Annotated in this window: 21 protein-coding genes and 1 other RNA gene; 10 read left to right on the top strand and 12 right to left on the bottom strand. The window is 58.0% G+C overall.

Annotated features, from left to right (window positions below):
- Positions 1-12 precede the first annotated feature (12 nt).
- Both NKJ21_RS08405 and yqfB read right to left on the bottom strand, forming a co-directional pair.
- Complete coding sequence (locus NKJ21_RS08405; RefSeq protein WP_008806429.1) at positions 13-672, bottom strand: hemolysin III family protein; 660 nt, start codon at positions 670-672, stop codon at positions 13-15.
- A gap of 163 nt (positions 673-835) precedes the next feature.
- Positions 836-1,147 carry a N(4)-acetylcytidine aminohydrolase gene (gene yqfB / locus NKJ21_RS08400; RefSeq protein WP_008806430.1) on the bottom strand — a complete coding sequence of 104 codons (312 nt, stop codon included), beginning with the start codon at positions 1,145-1,147 and terminating at the stop codon, positions 836-838.
- 50 nt (positions 1,148-1,197) lie between these two features.
- On the opposite strand from yqfB, the gene NKJ21_RS08395 reads away from it, so the two are divergent.
- From NKJ21_RS08395 to NKJ21_RS08370, 6 genes are all read left to right on the top strand, one after another.
- Positions 1,198-1,926 carry a MurR/RpiR family transcriptional regulator gene (locus tag NKJ21_RS08395; protein ID WP_012967245.1) on the top strand — a complete coding sequence of 243 codons (729 nt, stop codon included), beginning with the start codon at positions 1,198-1,200 and terminating at the stop codon, positions 1,924-1,926.
- Positions 1,927-2,045: 119 nt separating this feature from the next.
- The gene (gene bglA / locus NKJ21_RS08390) at positions 2,046-3,479 is read left to right on the top strand and encodes a 6-phospho-beta-glucosidase BglA (RefSeq protein WP_012967244.1); all 1,434 of its coding nucleotides are present in this window, start codon (positions 2,046-2,048) and stop codon (positions 3,477-3,479) included.
- Positions 3,480-3,603: 124 nt separating this feature from the next.
- Entirely contained in the window at positions 3,604-3,963 is a 360-nt protein-coding gene (locus NKJ21_RS08385; RefSeq protein WP_012967243.1) for a hypothetical protein, read from the top strand.
- A gap of 49 nt (positions 3,964-4,012) precedes the next feature.
- Positions 4,013-6,022, top strand: coding sequence for a protein-disulfide reductase DsbD (locus NKJ21_RS08380; RefSeq protein WP_254732834.1), 2,010 nt, complete (start codon positions 4,013-4,015; stop codon positions 6,020-6,022).
- A 1-nt stretch (position 6,023) separates the two neighbouring features.
- Positions 6,024-6,635 (top strand): DsbA family protein, encoded by a 612-nt coding sequence (locus tag NKJ21_RS08375; RefSeq protein ID WP_049156551.1) that lies wholly within the window; start codon positions 6,024-6,026, stop codon positions 6,633-6,635.
- Entirely contained in the window at positions 6,625-7,128 is a 504-nt protein-coding gene (locus NKJ21_RS08370; RefSeq protein ID WP_049156554.1) for a protein disulfide oxidoreductase, read from the top strand. Before NKJ21_RS08375 ends, NKJ21_RS08370 begins: the two co-directional genes overlap by 11 nt.
- A 232-nt stretch (positions 7,129-7,360) precedes the next feature.
- Here NKJ21_RS08370 and NKJ21_RS08365 read toward each other — a convergent pair whose 3' ends face one another.
- The 8 genes from NKJ21_RS08365 to NKJ21_RS08330 form a co-directional block, all read right to left on the bottom strand.
- Complete coding sequence (locus NKJ21_RS08365) at positions 7,361-8,104, bottom strand: SDR family oxidoreductase (RefSeq protein ID WP_008806437.1); 744 nt, start codon at positions 8,102-8,104, stop codon at positions 7,361-7,363.
- 60 nt (positions 8,105-8,164) lie between these two features.
- On the bottom strand, positions 8,165-11,038 hold the full coding sequence (gene gcvP / locus NKJ21_RS08360) for an aminomethyl-transferring glycine dehydrogenase (RefSeq protein WP_012540583.1): 2,874 nt from the start codon (positions 11,036-11,038) through the stop codon (positions 8,165-8,167).
- 206 nt (positions 11,039-11,244) lie between these two features.
- Positions 11,245-11,634, bottom strand: coding sequence for a glycine cleavage system protein GcvH (gcvH, locus tag NKJ21_RS08355; protein ID WP_008806439.1), 390 nt, complete (start codon positions 11,632-11,634; stop codon positions 11,245-11,247).
- A 24-nt stretch (positions 11,635-11,658) separates the two neighbouring features.
- Positions 11,659-12,753 carry a glycine cleavage system aminomethyltransferase GcvT gene (gene gcvT / locus NKJ21_RS08350; protein WP_008806440.1) on the bottom strand — a complete coding sequence of 365 codons (1,095 nt, stop codon included), beginning with the start codon at positions 12,751-12,753 and terminating at the stop codon, positions 11,659-11,661.
- A gap of 422 nt (positions 12,754-13,175) precedes the next feature.
- Positions 13,176-14,378, bottom strand: a complete 1,203-nt coding sequence (ubiI, locus tag NKJ21_RS08345) for an FAD-dependent 2-octaprenylphenol hydroxylase (RefSeq protein ID WP_012540581.1) — start codon at positions 14,376-14,378, stop codon at positions 13,176-13,178.
- 10 nt (positions 14,379-14,388) lie between these two features.
- A complete protein-coding gene (gene ubiH, locus NKJ21_RS08340) occupies positions 14,389-15,567 on the bottom strand; it encodes a 2-octaprenyl-6-methoxyphenyl hydroxylase (protein WP_254732832.1) in 1,179 nt (392 codons plus the stop codon).
- On the bottom strand, positions 15,564-16,880 hold the full coding sequence (gene pepP, locus NKJ21_RS08335; protein WP_049156557.1) for a Xaa-Pro aminopeptidase: 1,317 nt from the start codon (positions 16,878-16,880) through the stop codon (positions 15,564-15,566). The genes ubiH and pepP overlap by 4 nt, the downstream gene beginning before the upstream one ends.
- A 23-nt stretch (positions 16,881-16,903) precedes the next feature.
- Positions 16,904-17,482 (bottom strand): YecA family protein, encoded by a 579-nt coding sequence (locus NKJ21_RS08330; protein ID WP_008806444.1) that lies wholly within the window; start codon positions 17,480-17,482, stop codon positions 16,904-16,906.
- 166 nt (positions 17,483-17,648) lie between these two features.
- Between NKJ21_RS08330 and zapA the strand changes: the two genes are divergently transcribed.
- The 3 genes from zapA to NKJ21_RS08315 all read left to right on the top strand — a co-directional run bounded on the left by zapA (position 17,649) and on the right by NKJ21_RS08315 (position 18,898).
- Entirely contained in the window at positions 17,649-17,978 is a 330-nt protein-coding gene (gene zapA, locus NKJ21_RS08325) for a cell division protein ZapA (RefSeq protein WP_004205298.1), read from the top strand.
- 40 nt (positions 17,979-18,018) lie between these two features.
- Positions 18,019-18,202: non-coding RNA, 6S RNA (gene ssrS / locus NKJ21_RS08320), on the top strand.
- Between the two features lie 99 nt (positions 18,203-18,301).
- Positions 18,302-18,898, top strand: a complete 597-nt coding sequence (locus NKJ21_RS08315; RefSeq protein ID WP_023323260.1) for a 5-formyltetrahydrofolate cyclo-ligase — start codon at positions 18,302-18,304, stop codon at positions 18,896-18,898.
- A gap of 83 nt (positions 18,899-18,981) precedes the next feature.
- Here NKJ21_RS08315 and serA read toward each other — a convergent pair whose 3' ends face one another.
- Both serA and rpiA read right to left on the bottom strand, forming a co-directional pair.
- Positions 18,982-20,214 carry a phosphoglycerate dehydrogenase gene (serA, locus tag NKJ21_RS08310; RefSeq protein WP_008806446.1) on the bottom strand — a complete coding sequence of 411 codons (1,233 nt, stop codon included), beginning with the start codon at positions 20,212-20,214 and terminating at the stop codon, positions 18,982-18,984.
- Between the two features lie 269 nt (positions 20,215-20,483).
- Positions 20,484-21,143 (bottom strand): ribose-5-phosphate isomerase RpiA, encoded by a 660-nt coding sequence (gene rpiA / locus NKJ21_RS08305; protein WP_008806447.1) that lies wholly within the window; start codon positions 21,141-21,143, stop codon positions 20,484-20,486.
- Between the two features lie 167 nt (positions 21,144-21,310).
- Here rpiA and argP point away from each other — a divergent pair, with 167 nt between their 5' ends.
- Positions 21,311-22,204, top strand: coding sequence for a DNA-binding transcriptional regulator ArgP (argP, locus tag NKJ21_RS08300; protein WP_008806448.1), 894 nt, complete (start codon positions 21,311-21,313; stop codon positions 22,202-22,204).
- The last annotated feature ends 33 nt before the right edge of the window (positions 22,205-22,237 follow it).

Here is a 22,237-nt window from a genome sequence, read left to right as displayed (position 1 = left end):
GTGGAATGTTTATCAGGACTGGCCGACGTACAGATAGATCGCCAGGAAGTGACACACGCTGCCGCCGAGCACGAAGCCGTGCCAGATAGCGTGGTTATAGGGAATACGTTTGCAGACGTAGAAGATGACCCCCAGCGAGTACACCACCCCGCCGACCGCCAGCAGCGTTACGCCGCCCACCGCCAGCTTCACTGCCAGCTGATAGACCACGATAAGCGACAGCCAGCCCATGGTCAGATAAGTCACCAGCGACAGAATTTTAAAGCGGTGTGCGATGGTCAGCTTAAACAGGATCCCCAGCAGGGCCAGGCTCCAGATGACGATCATCAGCCCCTTTGCCAGCGGTGAATTCAACCCCACCAGCAAAAACGGCGTGTAGGTCCCGGCAATCAGCAGGTAGATAGCGCAGTGGTCGAACTTTTTCAGCCACTGTTTCGCCCGCTGATGCGGGATCGCGTGATAGAGCGTAGAGGCGAGGAACAGCATAATCATGCTGCCGCCGTACAGGCTGTAGCTGGTGATCGCCGTCGCGCTGGCGTTGGTGTCTACCGCCTGCACCAGCAGCAACACGAGGCCGACAATACCGAACACCAGCCCGATCCCGTGGCTGATGCTGTTGGCAACTTCCTCTGCCAGAGAATATCCCTGAGTGATTAATGGTTTGCGCACCATATTTGACTCCGTGAAAACAAGAACGCTTTCATTGCCCACTTAGGGTAACTGAGAATGATTCCAGTGAACACCTGTTAGCTAAAATAAAACGATGTATATTTGTAAATACATTAAAATCATAATGTTACAATGTTATTTCAACTAACAGCTGTGCCGGTTTTATTTAAAGGCGTTTGAATTCAATAACATAAAACCGATCTTCCGCAGGATAGATTTCCCTAATCACCTGCCGCAGTTGTTCGAGGGTCATATTCTCCTGTTGAGCATGCTGTTCAGTTAGCGTATCGAGCGTCACCGTCGAGGTGGCGGTCACGGCGATGGTGCAAAAATAGCCGTCATCTTCATAGCGCCCAACGCGCAGGACGTCACCCGGTTTAAAATGCGATTCCGCCGCATCGCGGATAGTAATCGTTTTGCGCCCGGCAAGGATGTCCTCCTGAAAACGCTGAAAAAAGGTAATGTCATTGGCCTGCATGATATAATTCCGTCCTGGTCATTATGAATTGTGAGTTCGCCACTGTGAGTATGTTCTCCCACGCCGCTGTCGCCAGTCTCAATAATCTTGAGATGATGGTCTATCACTATGTCATTAAGAATCGTGACAAAGTGATGTACATGACCATCCGCGAACTGGCCGAGGCCGCCGGGGTCTCCACCACCACCGTGTTGCGCTTCTGCCGCAAACTGCAGTGCGAGGGCTACTCTGAATTTCGCGTACGCTTTAAATTATATCTTGAGCAGAATGAGCCTCAACAGGCAAATATCGGCGCCAGCGAAATTATGAGCTTTTTTAAAAGCGTCAATAATGACGAGTTCGATGAATTACTCGAGCAGGCCGTGGATATTATTCTCGCTTCGGAACGTATTATTTTCGTCGGCGCCGGCACCTCCGGCGCGCTGGCGAAATATGGCGCACGCTTCTTTTCCAACGTCGGGAAATTCAGCAACCATATTGACGACCCCTATTTTCCGGTAACCAATGATATGGCCCGTAACGCGCTGGCGATCGTGCTTTCCGTCTCCGGCGAAACCGAAGAGATCCTGCGCTTCGCCAGCCAGTTCAGCCTGCACCGCTGCAAGGTGATGTCGATTACCAGCCACGAGCATTCGCGACTGGCGAAACTGGCTGATTTCAATCTCTCCTGGCACGTGCCGCAGACGCGCATCGGCGGCGTCTACGATATTACAACGCAAATTCCGGTGATCTATATCCTTGAATCGCTAGGACGTAAATTAGCGCGCAAAATCAGCTAAAAATAACAGCCTGTTTTTTCGATGTAACATATTACGTTTAGCGGAATTTGTTATATCGTGACATTCAATTTCGCTTTGCTAGACTCAATCGCAATAGTTATTCAGAGAGATTAGCACAGATGAAAAAATTGACTCTTCCCAAAGACTTTTTGTGGGGCGGCGCGGTCGCCGCGCATCAGGTTGAAGGCGGCTGGAATAAAGGCGGCAAAGGCCCGAGCATCTGCGACGTGCTGACCGGCGGGGCGCACGGCGTACCGCGCGAAATCACCCACCAGGTCGAAGCGGGTAAATATTACCCTAATCATGAAGCGGTCGATTTCTACGGCCACTACAAAGAAGACATCAAACTGTTCGCTGAGATGGGCTTCAAATGCTTCCGCACCTCTATTGCCTGGACCCGCATCTTCCCGCAGGGCGACGAAACTCAGCCGAATGAAGAAGGGCTGAAATTCTACGATGACATGTTCGATGAACTGCTGAAGTACAACATCGAGCCGGTGATCACCCTTTCCCACTTTGAAATGCCGCTGCATCTGGTACAGCAGTACGGCGGCTGGACCAACCGCAAAGTGGTCGATTTCTTTGTACGCTTCGCCGAAGTGGTCTTCGAGCGCTATAAGCACAAAGTGAAATACTGGATGACCTTCAACGAGATCAATAACCAGCGCAACTGGCGCGCGCCGCTGTTCGGCTACTGCTGTTCCGGCGTGGTCTATACCGAGCATGAAAATCCGGAAGAGACCATGTACCAGGTGCTGCATCACCAGTTTGTCGCCAGCGCGCTGGCGGTGAAAGCGGCCCGTCGTATCAACCCGGAAATGCAGGTCGGCTGCATGCTGGCGATGGTCGCCCTCTACCCTTATTCCTGCAAACCGGAAGATGTCATGTTCGCCCAGGAGTCGATGCGCGAACGCTACGTCTTTACCGATGTCCAGTTGCGCGGTTACTACCCGAGCTATGTGTTGAATGAATGGGAACGCCGTGGCTTCAACATCAAAATGGAAGACGGCGACGCGCAGATCCTGCGCGAAGGCACCTGCGCCTACCTCGGCTTCAGCTACTACATGACCAACGCGGTGAAAGCTGAGGGCGGCACCGGCGATGCCATTTCCGGTTTCGAAGGCAGCGTGCCGAACCCGCACGTCAAAGCCTCCGACTGGGGCTGGCAGATTGACCCGGTTGGCCTGCGCTACGCCCTGTGCGAACTGTATGAGCGCTACCAGAAGCCGCTGTTTATCGTGGAAAACGGCTTCGGCGCCTACGACAAAGTCGAAGCTGACGGCAGCATCAACGATGACTACCGCATCGATTATCTGCGCGCCCACGTCGAAGAGATGATCAAAGCGGTGACTTATGACGGCGTCGATCTGATGGGCTATACCCCATGGGGCTGCATCGACTGCGTCTCCTTCACTACCGGGCAGTACAGCAAACGCTACGGCTTCATCTACGTCAATAAACACGATGACGGCACCGGCGACATGTCCCGCTCGCGCAAGAAGAGCTTTAACTGGTACAAAGCGGTTATCGCCAGCAACGGTGAGAATCTGTAACTGACCGCCCTCTCCCGGCCGGGAGGGGGCAAATCACTTATCCGCCAGACACTTCTTTACAGCTTTACCATTGCCAAAACGCGTTCGCCCGATAAGATAGGCCGCGTGAATATTTGAGGCGATCATGATTAAGCGACAACGCAAAGCCATTCTTTTTGTCCTCCTGGCCTGTCTGGTGGTGCTGACCTGCACCGCCCAGCGGATGGCCGGGATGCACGCGCTGGTCATGAACCTCACCGCCGACAGCCCGTCGCTACAGCAAAACCCGGATAAGGCCGAGGCGCCGGTCACGCCGTGCGAGCTCAGCGCCAAGTCGCTGATGGCCGTTCCGCCGATGCTGTTTGAAGGGGCGCTGTTGGCTATCACTCTGCTGCTGGCGGTGCTGGCGGCGATCCCGCCGCGTATCGAACGCCAGTGGCCTCCCCGCGTTATCTCCCCACCCCGATTGCGGGTGCATCTGCGATTATGCGTCTTCCGTGAGTGATTAATTCTCCTGACAGCTCAGGTTAATTTATTACTTACGGAGAAAATTTATGTTTATGGTATTCAGGCGACTGCTGGTCTGCCTGCTTTGGCTATGGCTGCCCGTCAGCCAGGCCGCCGATAGCGGCTGGCTGCGCGTCGCCGACAATCAACACGCCAGCGTGCGCCTGCGGGCGCAAAGCGGAAGCAATGGCGACACCCGCCTGCTTTTAGACGTAGCGCTGGGTAAGGGCTGGAAAACCTACTGGCGTTCGCCGGGCGAAGGCGGCATCGCGCCAGCTATCGCCTGGCACACGCCGCTGGAGGTTAACTGGCGCTGGCCGACGCCGCAGCGCTTCGACGTCGCGGGTATTTCCACTCAGGGGTATCACGGCAACGTCAGCTTCCCGATGACCCTGCGCGGGAAAATACCGCCGACGCTTAGCGGCGTCCTGACGCTCTCTACCTGCAGCAATGTCTGCATTCTCACTGACTACCCCTTTTCGCTGGATATGACGGCTCCGGCGGGGGAGCGATTTAATTACGATTTCACCCGCGCGATGGGCACGCTGCCGCTGCGCGACGGTCTCACCTCGGCGCTTAGCGCCAGCTACGTCAGCGGCAAACTGACGGTAACCGCCCGCCGCGATGCCGGCTGGCAGCAGCCAGCGCTATTTATCGACAGCATGGAGGATGTCGATTTCGGCACGCCGAGTTTTACCAGCCGCGGCGATACGTTAACCGCCACCGTACCGGTCACCGATAGCTGGGGCGAAGCGGCGCCGGATCTGAGCGGCAAAACGCTGTCGCTGGTGCTGGCCGATAGCGGCCAGGCGCAGGAAAGCCAAATCGCCGTCGCCGCCGGCAGTACCGCGCCGGGGCTGGCGTTAGGCTGGGTGCTGCTGATGGCGCTGGCCGGCGGGCTTATTCTCAACGTCATGCCTTGCGTGCTGCCGGTGCTGGCGATGAAACTCGGCTCATTGGTGCAAACCGAACGTCGTGAACGCGGCGCGGTGCGGCGGCAGTTCCTCGCCTCGGTATGCGGGATCGTCGTCTCCTTCCTGGCGCTGGCGCTGATGATGACCGCGCTACGCTTAGGTAATCAGGCGCTCGGCTGGGGGATCCAGTTCCAGAACCCGTGGTTTATCGGCGCGATGGCACTGGTGATGGTGCTGTTCAGCGCCAGTTTATTGGGACTATTCGAAATCCGTCTCTCCTCCAGCGCCAGTACCTTCCTCGCCACCCGCGGCGGCAACGGCTTGATGGGCCATTTTTGGCAGGGCGCCTTCGCCACCCTGCTGGCGACGCCCTGTACCGCGCCGTTCCTCGGTACCGCCGTGTCGGTGGCGCTGGTGGCGCCGTTGCCGCTGCTGTGGGGGATTTTCTTCGCCATGGGGATCGGCATGAGCCTGCCGTGGCTGCTTATTGTCGCCTGGCCGGGTCTGGCGCAACGACTTCCACGTCCAGGCCTCTGGATGAATCATCTGCGCGTGGTGTTGGGGCTAATGATGCTTGGTTCAGCGCTATGGCTGGTTAGCCTGCTGACGATCCACATCGGCCGTACGCCGGTGCTTACCCTGCTGGTGATTCTGGCCATCGTCCTGCTATTGGCCACCGCCTGGCGCTACCGCTGGCGTACGGCGCTGCGCGCGGGCGCTCTGGCCATCGTTGTGGCGGGCGCCGTCGCCTTTGTCGTCCAACAAGACGGCCAGGGCCCGCGCCGCGACCGGGTTAACTGGCAGCCGCTCAGCGAGCAGGCTATCGCTAACGGCCTTGCGGAGCATAAACGGGTATTTATTGATGTCACCGCCGACTGGTGCGTGACCTGTAAAGCCAATAAATACAACGTGCTGCTGCGCGACGACATCCAGCAGGCGCTATCAGCGCCAGACGTGGTCGCCTTACGCGGCGACTGGAGCCGACCCTCCGCCGACATTAGTCAGTTTTTAACCGCACGCGGCAACGCCGCGGTGCCGTTTAACCAGATTTACGGACCGGGATTGCCGCAGGGACAAATTCTGCCTGCGCTGTTAGACCGCGAACAACTTCTCGCCACCCTGTCCGCCGCTAAAGGAAAATAACATGAGAGCTATCACCGCCTTATTACTGCTGTGCGTATCGGCCTTCAGCTTCGCCGCACCGGCGGAAGAACCACAATCGAACGGTAATGACCAGTTAGCCCAGCTGCTGTTTAACGATCCGAATAGCCCGCGCACCGGCGCGAAAGAGCCAAAACTCACAATCGTCTCGTTTACCGATTACAACTGTCCTTACTGCAAACAGTTTGATCCGCTGCTGGAAAAAATCGTCCACGATAATCCGGATATTCAGCTCATCGTTAAGCTGCTGCCGTTTAAAGGGCAGAGTTCGGTGAATGCCGCTAAAGCCGCGCTCTCCACCTGGCGTCAGCAGCCCGATAAATTCTGGGCGCTGCATCAGCGGCTGATGGCAAAAAAAGGCTATCACGATGACGCCAGTATCGCCGCCGCACAGAAGAAAACCGCCACCGATGGCGTCAGTATTGATGACAAGACCATGGATTCGCTGAAGATGAACCTGATTTTGTCGCAGGTGCTGAATATTCAGGGCACCCCGGCGACCATCATCGGCGATCAGATGGTGGCCGGCGCGATCCCTGCTGAAGACCTGGAGGGGCTGGTGAAAGAACAGCTGGGGAAAACCCGTGGCCAGTAAATTCAGGCGCTGGCTGCGCGAGCTGGCGGTGTGGCTGCTGATTGGCGCGGCGGTGAGCCTGGCGGTGGATTATTTTCGCCAGCCCGCGCTGCCGCAAAACGTCAGCGCCACATCGCTGCAGACACTCGACGGCAGGACGCTGGATCTGAACGCCATGAGCCAGCAAAAGCCGCTGCTGCTGTACGTCTGGGCGACCTGGTGCGGAGTCTGTCGCTATACCACGCCGTCGGTGGCATCACTTGCCGCCGACGGCGGCAATGTGCTGACGGTAGCCCTGCGTTCCGGCGATAACGCCGCGCTGGAGAAGTGGCTGACCAGGAAGAAAATGACGCTGCCGACGGTGAATGACCCGAGCGGCCAACTGGCGCGGCAGTGGGACATTCGGGTGACGCCAACGCTGGTGGTCATTTCTCAAGGCGAGGTGAAGTCGGTTACCACCGGCTGGACCAGCCGTTGGGGAATGCGCCTGAGGCTGTGGCTGGCCTCCTGGTAGACCGTCGGTTTCCCCGGCTCGCGCTGCGCTTAGCCGGGCTACGGGTAGGCATCGTTGGGTAGCCCGGATAAGGCGTAGCCGCATGCGGGAAGGTTACCCGGCTCGCGCTGCGCTCAGCCGGGCTACGGGTACGCATCGTTGGGTAGCCCGGATAAGGCGTAGCCGCCATCCGGGAAGGGTTACCCCGTAGGCCCGGCAAGCGCAGCGCCGCCGGGCAATAGACATCTATGGGTTATTTACCGCCCGCCAGTTCAAGAAAACTGCCCGTCACATACGACGCTTTGTCGCTCAGCAGCCAGGCAATGGCCTGAGCGACCTCTTCCGGCTGGCCGCCGCGCTGCATCGGCAGCGAATTTTTTACCCGGTCCACGCGTCCCGGTTCGCCGCCGGAGGCGTGCATCTCGGTATAAATCAGCCCCGGACGCACGCCGTTCACCCGGATCCCTTGCGCCGCCACTTCCAGCGCCAGCCCGGTGGTCAGGGTATCTACCGCCCCTTTCGACGCGGCATAGTCAACGTACTCGCCCGGCGCGCCAAGGCGCGAGGCCGCCGACGACACGTTAACTATCGCCCCGCCCTTGCCGCCATGCCGATGCGCCATGCGCTTTACCGCCTCACGACAACAGAGGAAGTAGCCGGTGACGTTGGTGGCCAGCACGCGGTTAATACGCTCGGCGCTCAGGCTCTCCACCGTACATTGGGTAAACAGGATCCCGGCATTGTTGACCAATGCCGTCAACGGTTCGCCCATGCGGTCAACCGCCTCAAACATCGCCATCACCTGCGCTTCATCGCTGATATCCGCCCGCAGCGCCGTGGCTTTGCCGCCAGATTCAACAATGGTATTGACCACTTCGGTGGCGGCGTTAATGTTGTGATGATAATTAACCGCGACGGTATACCCTTCCTGCGCCAGCAGCAGCGCCGTCGCCCGGCCTATGCCGCGGCTCGCGCCGCTAATCAGAGCTATCGCCATACCTTCCCTCCAAAAAATAAAGGCGCCGCAGCGCCTTTAAAAGTTTAGCTAATTCACCACTTACTGGTATTCGCTCATCGGCACGCAGGAGCAGAACAGGTTGCGGTCGCCGTAGACATCATCCAGACGTTTCACCGTCGGCCAGTACTTGTTGTGCAACCCAGCCGGGAATACCGCCAGCTCGCGGCTGTACGGATGGTTCCACTCGCTCACCAGCTCACCCTGGGTGTGCGGCGCGTTCACCAGCGGGTTGTCTTCCAGCGGCCATTCACCGGCTTTGACGCGGTCGATTTCCGCGCGGATCGCCAGCATGGCGTCAATAAAGCGGTCCAGCTCTACCTTGCTTTCCGATTCTGTCGGCTCAACCATCAGCGTCCCGGCAACCGGGAAGGACATGGTCGGCGCATGGAAACCAAAGTCGATCAGGCGTTTAGCAATATCCAGCTCGCTAATGCCGGTCTCTTCTTTCAGCGGACGAATATCGAGAATACATTCGTGCGCCACGCGACCATCGCGGCCGGTATAGAGCACCGGGTAAGCCTCTTTCAGCCGGGTAGCGATATAGTTGGCGTTAAGGATCGCGTTCTGGCTCGCCTGCTTCAGGCCTTCCGCGCCCATCATGCGGATATACATCCAGCTGATCGGCAGAATGGAAGCGCTGCCGAACGGCGCGGCGGAAACCGCGCCCTGACGGGTCAGCATACCTTCAATCTGTACCACGCTGTGGCCCGGTACAAACGGCGCCAGGTGCGCTTTCACACCGATAGGGCCCATACCCGGACCGCCGCCGCCGTGCGGAATGCAGAAGGTTTTATGCAGGTTGAGGTGCGAAACGTCGGCGCCGATAAAGCCCGGAGAAGTGATCCCGACCTGGGCGTTCATGTTGGCGCCATCGAGATAAACCTGGCCGCCGAACTGGTGCACGATCTCGCACACTTCACGGATGGTCTCTTCATACACGCCGTGGGTTGACGGATAGGTGACCATGATGCAGGAGAGATTCGCCCCTGCCTGCTCTGCTTTTTCACGCAGGTCGGCAAGATCGATGTTGCCGTTTTTGTCGCAGGCAACGACCACGACCTGCATACCCGCCATCTGCGCGGAAGCCGGGTTGGTGCCGTGCGCGGAGCTTGGGATCAGGCAGATATCGCGATGGCCTTCGTTGCGGCTTTCGTGATAGTGGCGAATCGCCAGCAGGCCAGCATACTCGCCCTGCGCGCCGGAGTTCGGCTGCATACAGACGGCGTCATAGCCGGTCAGTTTCACCAGCCAGTCAGAAAGCTGGGCGATCATCTGATGATAACCTTCCGCCTGCTCGACCGGACAGAACGGGTGCAGCTCGGCAAATTCCGGCCAGGTGATCGGGATCATCTCCGCCGCGGCGTTCAGTTTCATGGTGCAGGAGCCCAGCGGGATCATCGCCTGGTTCAGCGCCAGATCTTTACGCTCCAGCGCATGCATGTAGCGCATCATCTCGGTTTCGCTATGGTAGCGGTTAAACACCGGATGGGTGAGGATCGCATCGTCGCGCAGCATCGCCGCCGGGATCGAACGGCTATCCAGCGCCACGTCTTTATCCAGGGTATCGATATCCAGACCGTGATCGTCGCCGACGATGGCGCGGAACAGGTTCAGCACATCTTCGCGGGTGGTCGCTTCATCGAGCGTAATGCCAACCGCGCCGTGAATATCGCTACGCAGGTTAATCTGCAGCGCTTCGGCACGCGCCAGCACCGCAGCTTTATCCGCCACTTCGACGCACAGGGTATCGAAGTAGTGCGCATGACGCAGCTTCAGCCCTTTCTTCTGCAGGCCGTCGGCCAGAATATCGGTCAGGCGATGAATGCGGCCAGCGATACGTTTCAGGCCCGCCGGGCCGTGGAATACCGCGTAGAGGCTGGCGATGTTGGCCAGTAGAACCTGCGAGGTACAAATGTTGGAGTTCGCTTTCTCGCGGCGGATATGCTGCTCGCGAGTCTGCATCGCCATGCGCAGCGCGGTATTACCCGCCGCATCTTTCGATACGCCGATAATCCGGCCCGGCATGGAGCGTTTGAATTCATCTTTCGCCGCGAAGAAGGCCGCGTGCGGGCCGCCATAGCCCATCGGCACGCCGAAGCGTTGGGCGGAACCGAAGACAATATCCGCGCCCTGCTTGCCCGGCGCCGTCAGCAGCACCAGCGCCATAAAGTCGGCGGCGACGCTGACAATCACTTTGCGCGCTTTCAGCTCGGCGATCAGTTTGCTGTAATCGTGGATTTCACCGGTGGTGCCCACCTGCTGCAGCAGCACGCCAAAGACATCCTGGTGATCGAGCACTTTGTCGGCGTCATCGACGATCACGTCGAAGCCGAAAGTTTCCGCACGGGTGCGCACCACGTCCAGGGTTTGCGGATGGACATCGGCGGCAACGAAGAAACGGTTGGCGTTCTTCAGTTTACTGACGCGTTTGGCCATCGCCATCGCTTCGGCGGCGGCGGTGGCTTCATCGAGCAGCGAAGCGGAAGCGATATCCAGCCCGGTCAGATCCAGCGTGACCTGTTGGAAGTTGAGCAGCGACTCCAGACGGCCCTGGGAGACTTCCGGCTGGTAAGGGGTATAGGCGGTGTACCAGCCCGGGTTTTCCAGCATGTTGCGCTGAATGACCGGCGGCAGCTGCACGGCGGTATAGCCCATGCCGATGTAAGACTTGAAGCGCTTGTTGCGACCGGCAATCGCCTTCAGCTCCGCCAGCGCGGCGAATTCGGTAGTCGCGTCGCCCACCTGCGGTGGGGTCGCCAGCTGGATATCCTGCGGCACAATCTGGCCAATCAGGGCGTTAAGCGAATCCGCGCCGACGGTCTTCAGCATCTCTTGCTGCTGCTGAGCGTCCGGGCCAATGTGACGTTCAATAAAGGCGTCGCGGTTTTCAAGCTGACTTAAAGTCTGAGTCATGAGCGATGGTTCCTGAAACGTGCGGTGAATCGTGATTGTCTGACTGGTTTGCCCGGCAAGCGCTGATGCTTACCGGGCCAGAATACGCAAAATCATTCGCGTTGCAGGAAGGCGGCGACACAGCGACTCCCCGGGAGCTTACAAAAGTAAGTGACCGGGGGGAGCCAGGAAGCCAACGCCCCTGCAGCGTGAAGGATGAAGCGTATTTATTCGTCTTCTAACAGAGCTTCATAAGCGGTCGCATCCAGCAGTGCGGCAACCTGCGCTTCGTCGCTGGCTTTAATTTTGAAGATCCAGCCGTCGCTGTACGGGTCGCTGTTGACCAGTTCCGGCGAGTCGTTCAGCTCTTCGTTGACGGCAACGATTTCACCGCTAATCGGCGCGTAGATATCAGAAGCCGCTTTCACGGATTCAGCAACGGCGCAATCAGCGCCCGCTTCAACGGTGGCGCCCACTTCCGGCAGGTCAACGAAAACCATGTCGCCCAGCAGCTCCTGCGCATGCTCGGTGATCCCGACGGTATAGGTGCCGTCCGCTTCTTTACGCAGCCATTCGTGTTCTTTGCTGTATTTCAGTTCTGCTGGTACGTTGCTCATCAATTCATCTCCAAAAAAGGGAAATCACACAATGGCTTTGCCATTGCGTACAAAACCAGGTTTAGTCACTTTTACCGGCATTTCACGGTTACGAATTTGCACCACCGCGGTGTCGCCAATCCCGGCCGGTACGCGAGCCAGCGCGATGCTGTAGCCCAGGGTCGGCGAGAAGGTGCCGCTGGTAATAATGCCTTCTTTTTGATTACCGTCGCTATCGGTAAAACGGACCGGCAGGCCGCCGCGCAGGACGCCTTTCTCGGTCATCACCAGGCCAACCAGCTGCTCGGTGCCTTTTTCGCGCTGCATCTCCAGCGCTTCGCGACCGATAAAGTTACGATCGGCGGGCTCCCAGGCGATAGTCCAGCCCATGTTCGCCGCCAGCGGGGAGACGCCTTCGTCCATCTCCTGGCCATACAGGTTCATCCCGGCCTCCAGGCGTAGGGTGTCACGCGCGCCGAGACCGCACGGCTTAACGCCAGCGTCCAGCAGACCGCGCCAGAAATCAGCCGCCTGCTCGTTCGGCATCGCAATTTCATAGCCCGCTTCGCCGGTATAACCGGTGGTGGCGATAAACAGGTCGCCGGACTGCACGCCAAAGAACGGCTTCATGCCTTCCACGGCCTGACGCTGCGCATCAGTAAACAGCGTCGCCGCCTTCGCTTTCGCCTGGGGGCCCTGCACCGCGATCAGCGACAGATCGTCGCGAACGGTAATTTCAAGGCCGTAAGGTTCAGCTTGCTCGGAGATCCAGGCGAGGTCTTTTTCGCGGGTGGCGGAGTTAACAACGAGGCGGAAATAATCTTCAGAAAGGAAATAGACAATCAGGTCATCGATGACGCCAGCGGAGGCGGTAAGCATTCCCGTGTAGAGCGCTTTGCCTGGGGTGGTCAGCTTCGCCACATCGTTGGCCAGCAAATAGCGCAAGAACTCGCGGATCCGGCTGCCGTGGAAATCGACGATGGTCATATGCGACACATCGAACATCCCTGCATCGCCGCGCACCGCATGGTGCTCATCAATCTGGGATCCGTAATGCAGCGGCATCATCCAGCCATGGAAATCCACCATGCGAGCGCCGCATAGCGTGTGTTGTTCATACAACGGAGTCTGTTGAGCCATCTTTTCCTCATCGAATAAAACGGAACCAGCCACGAGATTGTCGGCGATTTTGCGCCACGAAATTCGGCGACGGCACCGCTGACGGACGCCGACGCAAACGTTCTCTTTTGCCTGAACTTACCACCGAACCCGGCGCTAAACCATAAGCTCATTCAGGGCATCACATTAGCTTATGACTAAAATCCGCCGAAAAGCCTACAGAGTTATTGACTGGAAAAAAGCGATTTATGCCACATAAAATTAACATAAAGCTTTCATCGATAAGGTAATGATGGTGTTTTATGCGATTTTACGGGCCTAATTTCTTTAACAAAAAAAAGAACGCATTAATAAAACTAATGCGAAAAAAGAGGTGAAATTAGAATATTTCAAATGAGGGAGAAAACCCGGCGCGCAGGCCGGGTAAAAGAAGTGTGACGGGGTTAACGTAACCAGGCGGGGAGATCGTTGAGGCCCATCGCCTGACGAATCAGCTGCGGTTTTACGCCAGGCAGCGAATCGGCCAGTTTGAGCCCCATGTCGCGGAGGAATTTCTTCGCCGGATGGCTGCCGGAGAACATTTCGCGGAATCCCTGCATACCCGCCAGCATCAGCGCGGCGCTGTGTTTGCGGCTGCGCTCATAGCGGCGCAGGTACAAATGCTGGCCGATATCTTTCCCCTGCGCATGCAGGCGCCTCAACTCGTCGATAAGCTCGGCGGCGTCCATAAAGCCAAGGTTCACCCCCTGCCCGGCCAGCGGGTGGATGGTATGCGCGGCATCGCCGACCAGCGCCAGGCGGTGGGCGGCAAACTGACGGGCATAGCGGCCGGTCAGCGGGAAAACTTCACGTTCGCTTGCCAGCTGGCAGAGGCCGAGGCAATTATCGAAGGCGATATTCAGCGCCTGGTTGAAAGTGGCTTCATCAGCCTCCTGCATCCGCTTCGCTTCCGCTGGCGACAGCGACCAGACGATCGAGCACAGGTGCGGATCGCTGAGCGGCAGGAAGGCCAGAATACCCTCGCCATGGAACGCCTGGCGTGCCACCGCCTGATGCGGCTCAGCGGTGCGAATCGTCGCCACCAGCGCATGATGGTGGTAATCCCAGAAGGTCAGCGGAATATCGGCCTTATTACGCAGCCATGAATTCGCGCCATCAGCGCCCACCACCAACCTCGCGGTCAACATGCTGCCGTCCTGCAGGCTGAGAAAGGCTTCGTTTTCACCCCACGCCACCTGCTGTAGTTCCGCAGGCGCCAGCAGGGTGACGTCAGCGCAGCGCTGCGCTTTCTGCCACAATGCGTGATGCACCACGGCATTTTCAATAATATGGCCCAGATGGCTAAAGCCCATGCTCTGGTCATCGAAGCTAATGCGGCCGAAGCTGTCTTTGTCCCACACTTCCATACCGTGATAGCAGCTGGCGCGCTGGGCGACGATCTCGCGCCAGACATCCAGCTTAGTCAGCAACTTTTCGCTGGCGGCATTGATCGCCGAAACGCGCAGCGCCGGCGGCGCATCGGCGGCCAGAGGCTGCGGCGCTGCTTTCTCCAGCACCGCGACGCGCAGGCCGCTGCCCTGTAAACCGCAGGCTACCGCCAGTCCCACCATTCCACCGCCAACAATGGCAACATCAACACTTTGCACGTTTTACTCCTTAACGGGGAACCCAACCGAGGGTACGCTGCGCCAGCGCATCGCGCGCCGGGGTAAATAAGTCCATGGCCATCAGACCGACGTTGCGCCCCGCCACCAGCGGCGCCCAACGGTTGGCAAACAGATGCACCAGCCCATCGGTGACACCGATAGTGGCGGCTTTATCACCTGCCCGCCGTGCCTGGTAGCGGCACAGCAGGGAATAATCGCCCACATCGTCGCGGGCCACATGCGCATCGGCAAGCATCTCCGCCAGGCTCATCACGTCGCGCAGGCCGAGGTTAAAGCCCTGCCCGGCGATCGGATGCAGCGTCTGCGCCGCATTACCGACCAGCGCCAGGCGATGCGACACCGCACGGGTGGCGGTGGTTAAGGCTAACGGATAGACGCTGCGCTTACCGGCATGGGTAATACGCCCTAGCCGCCAGCCGAATGCCTGCTGTAACGCCTGACAAAAATGTTCGTCAGACCAGCTCTGTACCTCGTCGCGCCGCGACTGCGGATGGCACCACACCAGCGAACAGCGCCCTTGCGACATCGGCAGCATCGCCAGCGGACCATGCTCGGTAAAGCGCTCGAAGGCGCGGCCTTCGTGCGGCAACGCAGTGCTAACGTTAGCAATGATCGCTATCTGCTCATACGGCTGCTGCTGCCAGCTGATGCCGCAGTGAGCGCCCAGCGACGAACGGGAACCGTCCGCCGCCACCAGCAGCTTACCGTTGATGATTTCGCCGCCCTCAAGCGTAAGGCTGACGCTCTCCTCGCGGCGGCTGACCGCTTCCACTTTCGCCGGACAGTGCAGGGTGACGCCCGGCGCCTCGCGCAGCAGGCTAAACAGCCGCTGGCCGACATCGTGGAGTTCAACTACCTGCCCCAGCGCCGACAAGCCGTAATCGGCCGCCGCCAGGTTCACAAAACCAGCGTGACCACGGTCGCTGACGTGGACCTGCTGGATGGGCGTCGCTCGTTTAGCCAGGGTCTGCCAGATACCAATGCGCGCCAGCTGCTGGCAGGTACCGGCCGCCAGGGCAATTGCCCGATCGTCAAAACCGGGATGGCGTGACGAATGCGGATCCTGCGCCTCAATCAGATGGACCGGCAGGGCGCCGCCGGTCAAACGGGAGATGGCCAGCGCGAGCGTCGCCCCGGTCATCCCGCCGCCGACGATCAGCACGCTCATGACTGGCGCGCCGCCGCCATCAGCGCCTCGATCTCATCCGCCTTCTTCACCACGCTGGCGGTGAGATTTTCGTTGCCGTCTTCGGTAATGACGATGTCATCTTCAATACGAATGCCGATGCCGCGATATTGGGCCGGCACGTCGGCATCGGTGGCGATATATAACCCCGGCTCGACGGTCAGCACCATTCCCGGCTCCAGTATGCGCGAACGGTCGGTGTCGTAGTTACCGACATCGTGCACATCCAGCCCCAGCCAGTGGCTCAGGCCATGCATAAAGTACGGACGGTGGGCGTTATTGGCGATGAGCTCGTCAATCTCGCCTTTCAGGATCCCCAGCCGCACCAGGCCGGTAACCATAATGCGCACCACTTCCTGGTTAACCTGATAGATCGAAGTGCCCGGACGATAAAGCTCCAGCGCGGTTTCCAGCGACTCCAGCACGATGTCGTAGATTTCACGCTGCGGTTTGCTGAATTTACCGTTAACCGGGAAGGTGCGGGTGATATCGCCCGCATAGCCGCGATATTCGCAGCCGGCGTCAATCAGCACTAAATCGCCATCGCGCAACTCGGATTCGTTTTCGGTGTAGTGCAGAATGCAGCCGTTTTCGCCGCCGCCAACGATGGTGTTATAGGACGGGAAACGCGCGCCGTGGCGGTTGAATTCATGGAGAATTTCGCCTTCCAGCTGATACTCGAACATGCCAGGACGGCATTTTTCCATCGCCCGGGTATGGGCAAGGGCGGAAATTTCGCCGGCGCGGCGCATCACTGCCAGCTCTTCCGCAGATTTAAACAGGCGCATCTCATGCACGATGGGCCGCCAGTCGATGACCGAGTTCGGCGCCTGCAGATTCTGGCGAGAGCCTTTGCGCAGTTTTTCGAGGGCGTTAAACACAATCTCATCGGCATAGACATATTCACCCTGGGCGAAGTAGATAGCATCCAGGCCGTTGAGCAGCTGATACAACTGCTGGTTGATTTCGCTAAACGCCAGCGCACGATCCACACCGAGCTTCGCCGGTGCGGCATCCTGGCCCAGACGGCGACCGAACCAGATCTCAGCGGTCAGATCGCGAACCCGGTTAAACAGCACGCTATGGTTGTGCGTTTCATCGCTTTTAATCAACACCAGCAGCGCTTCCGGTTCGTTGAAGCCGGTGAAGTACCAAAAATCGCTGTTCTGCCGGTAGGGATATTCCGAATCTGCGCTACGCACCGCTTCCGGTGCGGCGAAAATCAGCGCCGCGCTGCCTGGCTGCATCTGCGCCAGCAGCGCCTGGCGACGCGAGAGAAATTCCTGCTGAGTCATGACGCCCCCTGAACGAATTTTAGTTAGTGTAATGTCGGTTTGCGGACTTCCGGTGCGGTTGGCTGCTGACGAGAAAATGTGTCGTGGCACAGCAGTGCGGCAACGCGGACATACTCGATAATCTCCTCCAGAGACATCTCCAGCTCTTCCTGATCTTCGTCTTCATCGTAGCCCAGCTGGGCAATATTACGCAGATCGTCAATCGCTTCCCCGGTCTCGTCTTTCACTTTATCCAGCTTCGGTTGGCTGACGCCAAGGCCGAGCAGGAAATGGTTGACCCAACCGGCGAGAGCGTCGGCGCGGTCGAAGACGCTTACCGCATCGCCTTCCGGCAGATACAGTTGAAAGAGGAAACCGTCGTCATCCAGTGAATCGCTGATGGCGGAATGCATGTTACGCAGCGCCTGGGCCAGTTCATGACCAAAGGCGAGCCCTTCGTTGGTCAGGTCGTGCACCAGCGGCAGCCAGCTGCTGTCCGTGTTGCCGCCGCACAGCAATCCGCTGATCAAACCGTGCATTTCGGCTGGGGTGAGGCCGACCCCTTGTTGGTTCAGTAACTGGTCTACATCGTTGTAACCAGGCATTTCGTTCTGTATAGACATGCGCATTCGTCATCGTTGGGAGGAATATTCATGATATGCTACCACTTTGGACCCTGGTGAACCAGAAAAGGGCTTGTATCCCTGCACCAGGGTAGCTATAGTGTCGCCCCTTCGCAGACCCAGGCTCGGATGTGAAGGCAGCGCAGTCAATCAGCAGGAAGGTGGCATGTCTGCACAACCCGTAGATCTCCAAATTTTCGGCCGTTCACTGCGAGTGAATTGCCCGCCTGAACAAAGGGATGCCCTGAATCAGGCAGCTGAAGACCTTAATCAGCGGTTGCAAGATTTAAAAGAACGCACTAGAGTCACAAATACTGAGCAGCTGGTCTTCATCGCCGCGTTGAACATCAGCTATGAGTTGACTCAGGAAAAAGCGAAGACCCGCGACTACGCTTCGAGCATGGAGCAGCGCATTCGGATGCTTCAGCAGACCATTGAACAGGCATTGCTTGAGCAAGGTCGCATAAGCGAAAGACCAGGGTCAAAGTTTGAATAACACTTTGCAGTTAACTGTGTTAGAGTAATTCCAGAACAAAATTTCTCTGAGATGTTTGCAAGCGGGCCAGTCCCCTGAGCCGATATTTCATACCACAAGAATGTGGCGCTCCACGGTTGGTGAGCATGCTCGGTTCGTCCGAGAAGCCTTAAAACTGTGACGACACATTCACCTTGAACCAAGGGTTCAAGGGTTACAGCCTGCGGCGGCATCTCGGAGATTCCCTTCTTTAGTTCGCATTATCCCAACGCTCTAGTTTTCGGCTGCTGCCGCCCTGTATTACACTTCCTCGTACTGTTTCGCTTGCTCGTAATGAGACCTGTATGACCCTACAGCCTGATATCCCGCTCTCCAGACAGCATATTCGCCAGCAGATCCGCGAGCGTCGCCGCGCGCTCAGCCCGGAGCAACAGCGCCTGTTTGCCCAACAGGCCGCGGAGCGGATGATGGCCTGGCCGCCGGTCATACTCGCTCATACCGTGGCGCTGTTCCTCTCCTTTGACGGCGAGCTGGACACCCAGCCGCTGATCGACCAGCTCTGGCGCGCCGGCAAGCGGGTGTATCTCCCGGTGCTGCATCCGTTTAGCCCCGGAAACCTGTTGTTTTTACACTACCATCCTCAGAGCCAACTGATAGTGAATCGCCTGAAAATCCGCGAACCGAAGCTCGATGTGCGGGACGTGCTGCCGCTCGCTGAACTCGATGTGCTGGTGACCCCGCTGGTGGCCTTCGATGTCAGTGGCCAACGGCTGGGAATGGGCGGCGGTTTTTACGACCGTACGCTGCAAAACTGGCAGCAGTATCGCCTGCAGCCGGTAGGCTACGCGCACGACTGCCAGCAGGTGGATAGCCTGCCAAGCGAAGAGTGGGATATCCCGCTGCCGGCGGTGATCACCCCGGGAAAAACCTGGAGTTGGTAGGTACGCGAGGACGAGAATTTCAGCCTGGAAAGTATTAACAAAAAAACGGGCAGGTACGCGACCTGCCCGAGAGGCAAAAATGATTAGAACAGCAGACGGGCGCGGATAGTCCCCGGGATCGCTTTCATTGCCTGCAGCGCCTGCTGGGCAACATCTTCTTCCGCTTCAATATCAATAACCACGTAGCCCATCTGCGGCGACGTTTGCAGATACTGCGCGGCAATGTTGATGCTCTGCGCGGCGAAGATCTGGTTGATGGCGGTCAGGACGCCCGGCCGGTTCTCATGGATATGCAGCAGACGGCGGCCGCCATGCAGCGGCAGAGAAACTTCCGGGAAGTTAACTGCCGACAGGGTTGACCCGTTGTCAGAGTACTTCGCCAGCTTGCCAGCCACTTCCAGACCGATGTTCTCCTGCGCTTCCTGGGTCGAACCGCCGATATGCGGAGTCAGGATCACGTTATCAAACTCGCACAGTGGCGAAGTGAAGGGGTCGCTGTTGGTGGCGGGTTCTGTCGGGAAGACGTCGATAGCCGCCCCGGCCAGATGCTTACTCGCCAGCGCATCGCATAGCGCCGGAATATCCACCACGGTACCGCGGGAGGCGTTGATCAGCAGCGCGCCCGGCTTCATCAGCGCCAGCTCTTCCGCACCCATCATGTTTTTGGTGGAGGCGTTTTCCGGAACGTGCAGGCTGACCACATCGCTCATGTTCAGCAGGTCGGAGAGATGCTGAACCTGGGTGGCGTTGCCGAGCGGCAGTTTATTTTCAATATCATAGAAGAAGACATGCATCCCCAGCGATTCCGCCAGAATGCCGAGCTGGGTACCGATATGGCCGTAACCGATAATCCCCAGTTTCTTGCCGCGCGCTTCAAAGCTGCCGACCGCCAGCTTATTCCATACGCCGCGATGCGCCTTGGCGTTGGCTTCCGGCACGCCGCGCAGCAGCAGCAGCAGCTCACCGATGACCAGCTCGGCCACCGAACGGGTATTCGAGAATGGCGCGTTAAACACCGGAATACCGCGCTTCGCGGCGGCGTTCAGATCGACCTGGTTGGTACCGATGCAGAAGCAACCCACGGCAACCAGTTTTTCCGCCGCGGCGAAAATCTCTTCAGTCAGATGGGTACGGGAACGCAGGCCGATGAAATGGGCATCACGGATCGACGCTTTCAGCTGTTCGGAGTCCAGCGCGCCTTTATGAAATTCAATGTTGGTGTAACCTGCTGCGCGAAGGCTATCGATTGCCTTTTGATGCACACCTTCAACCAGCAGAAATTTAATCTTGTCTTTTTCCAGTGATACCTTAGCCATTTCCCCGTCCTGTTTTGTCTTAACTGATGTCGTGCTGAACGAAAGTTCGTCTCAGCAACATATCAAAAAAAACTATCGCGGCAATATGAACGTTTGCGTCGCCGTCCTGAAGAAATGTCATCCAGAGGGAAATGACAGGACAAAACACCAGAAAGAAGATTAATGGTAGCGTGTTAATCAGAATGGTTGCATAAATGTGACAGAAGTCACCAAATTGCACCAGGTGAAAAAATATTTGCGAGGGAGCCGACTGGCTCCCTGCGGACAGACTATTTTACGATGGTTTTCACGCCATCGGCCGTACCGATCAGTGCCACGTCGGCCCCGCGGTTGGCGAACAGCCCTACTGTCACGACGCCAGGGATGCCGTTGATGGCATTCTCCAGCGCGACAGCATCAAGAATTTCCAGGCCATGCACGTCCAGGATGACGTTGCCGTTATCGGTCACCACGCCCTGACGGTACTCCGGACGACCGCCCAGCTTGACCAGTTGACGCGCGACGGCGCTGCGCGCCATCGGAATGACTTCAACCGGCAGCGGGAATGCGCCGAGAATATCAACCTGCTTGGAGGCATCGGCGATGCAGATAAATTTATCGGCGACCGAAGCGATGATCTTCTCACGGGTCAGCGCCGCGCCGCCGCCTTTGATCATTTGCATATGGCCGTTGATCTCATCCGCGCCATCAACATAGATCCCCAGGCGATCGACGCTGTTGAGATCGAAGACGGGGATCCCGAGGCTTTTGAGCTTTTCGGTAGAGGCATCGGAGCTGGAGACCGCGCCTTCAATCTGCCCCTTCATCGTGCCCAGCGCGTCAATAAAATGGGCCGCCGTCGAGCCGGTGCCTACGCCGACAATGGTCCCTGGCTGTACGTATTGCAGCGCCGCCCAACCTACTGCTTTTTTCAGTTCATCCTGCGTCATAATTATGGTCCGAGATGTGAATGCCTGTGGCGCATTATAGAACATCGACAGTGGAAATGTCCCTGCGATGCAGATCACACAACTGAGCAGACCAATTTCGTCTGTATCAAATAAAAATTTATGTCATAGTGCGAGATAACGATTAGTTATGGGGGCACGCCAGAATAATGAAACGACCGGACTACAGGACACTACAAGCGCTGGATGCGGTGATTAGGGAACGAGGATTTGAGCGCGCCGCGCAGAAGCTATGTATTACCCAGTCCGCCGTCTCACAGCGTATTAAGCAGCTGGAAAATATGTTCGGTCAACCGCTGCTGGTGCGCACCGTGCCGCCACGCCCCACCGAGCAGGGGCAAAAGCTGCTGGCCCTGTTACGCCAGGTTGAACTGCTGGAAGAAGAGTGGCTGGGCGACGAGCAGACCGGCTCCACGCCGCTGCTGTTGTCGCTGGCGGTGAACGCCGACAGTCTGGCCACCTGGCTGCTGCCGGCGCTGGCCAATGTTCTGTCAGACTCCCCTATTCGTCTTAACCTGCAGGTGGAAGATGAAACCCGCACCCAGGAGCGCCTGCGCCGTGGGGAAGTGGTGGGCGCAGTGAGTATCCAGCCGCAGGCGCTGCCAAGCTGCCTGGTGGATCAGCTCGGCGCGCTCGATTACCTGTTTGTCGCCTCAAAAGAGTTTGCGCAACGCTATTTCCCGAACGGCGTGACGCGTTCTGCGCTGCTGAAAGCGCCGGTCGTCGCCTTTGATCATCTGGACGATATGCATCAGGCGTTCCTGCAGCAAAACTTCGACCTGCCGCCGGGTAGCGTCCCCTGCCACATTGTTAACTCATCAGAAGCCTTCGTGCAGCTGGCGCGCCAGGGCACTACCTGCTGTATGATCCCGCATCTGCAAATCGAAAAAGAGCTGAAAAGCGGCGAGCTTATTGACCTCACGCCCGGTCTGTTCCAGCGTCGTATGCTGTACTGGCACCGCTTTGCGCCGGAAAGCCGCATGATGCGCCGGGTGACCGATGCGCTTATTGATTACGGCCACAAAGTGCTGCGTCAGGATTAAATCGCCGGCATAAAAAAAGCCACTTCCCGGAAG

It is taken from the genome of Klebsiella sp. SWET4 (assembly GCF_024296565.1).
In the GTDB taxonomy this organism is placed as follows: Bacteria; Pseudomonadota; Gammaproteobacteria; order Enterobacterales; family Enterobacteriaceae; genus Klebsiella; species Klebsiella variicola.
This window is presented reverse-complemented; position numbering and strand designations above follow the sequence as displayed.

Coding starts and splice junctions, on each gene's coding strand:
- NKJ21_RS08405 (WP_008806429.1), bottom strand. CDS start 672: ATGGTGCGCAAACCATTAATCACTCAGGGATATTCTCTGGCAGAGGAA.
- yqfB (WP_008806430.1), bottom strand. CDS start 1,147: ATGCAGGCCAATGACATTACCTTTTTTCAGCGTTTTCAGGAGGACATC.
- zapA (WP_004205298.1), top strand. CDS start 17,649: ATGTCTGCACAACCCGTAGATCTCCAAATTTTCGGCCGTTCACTGCGA.
- bglA (WP_012967244.1), top strand. CDS start 2,046: ATGAAAAAATTGACTCTTCCCAAAGACTTTTTGTGGGGCGGCGCGGTC.
- gcvT (WP_008806440.1), bottom strand. CDS start 12,753: ATGGCTCAACAGACTCCGTTGTATGAACAACACACGCTATGCGGCGCT.
- serA (WP_008806446.1), bottom strand. CDS start 20,214: ATGGCTAAGGTATCACTGGAAAAAGACAAGATTAAATTTCTGCTGGTT.
- NKJ21_RS08395 (WP_012967245.1), top strand. CDS start 1,198: ATGTTCTCCCACGCCGCTGTCGCCAGTCTCAATAATCTTGAGATGATG.
- NKJ21_RS08380 (WP_254732834.1), top strand. CDS start 4,013: ATGTTTATGGTATTCAGGCGACTGCTGGTCTGCCTGCTTTGGCTATGG.
- ubiH (WP_254732832.1), bottom strand. CDS start 15,567: ATGAGCGTGCTGATCGTCGGCGGCGGGATGACCGGGGCGACGCTCGCG.
- rpiA (WP_008806447.1), bottom strand. CDS start 21,143: ATGACGCAGGATGAACTGAAAAAAGCAGTAGGTTGGGCGGCGCTGCAA.
- NKJ21_RS08385 (WP_012967243.1), top strand. CDS start 3,604: ATGATTAAGCGACAACGCAAAGCCATTCTTTTTGTCCTCCTGGCCTGT.
- pepP (WP_049156557.1), bottom strand. CDS start 16,880: ATGACTCAGCAGGAATTTCTCTCGCGTCGCCAGGCGCTGCTGGCGCAG.
- NKJ21_RS08315 (WP_023323260.1), top strand. CDS start 18,302: ATGACCCTACAGCCTGATATCCCGCTCTCCAGACAGCATATTCGCCAG.
- argP (WP_008806448.1), top strand. CDS start 21,311: ATGAAACGACCGGACTACAGGACACTACAAGCGCTGGATGCGGTGATT.
- NKJ21_RS08375 (WP_049156551.1), top strand. CDS start 6,024: ATGAGAGCTATCACCGCCTTATTACTGCTGTGCGTATCGGCCTTCAGC.
- gcvP (WP_012540583.1), bottom strand. CDS start 11,038: ATGACTCAGACTTTAAGTCAGCTTGAAAACCGCGACGCCTTTATTGAA.
- NKJ21_RS08365 (WP_008806437.1), bottom strand. CDS start 8,104: ATGGCGATAGCTCTGATTAGCGGCGCGAGCCGCGGCATAGGCCGGGCG.
- gcvH (WP_008806439.1), bottom strand. CDS start 11,634: ATGAGCAACGTACCAGCAGAACTGAAATACAGCAAAGAACACGAATGG.
- NKJ21_RS08330 (WP_008806444.1), bottom strand. CDS start 17,482: ATGTCTATACAGAACGAAATGCCTGGTTACAACGATGTAGACCAGTTA.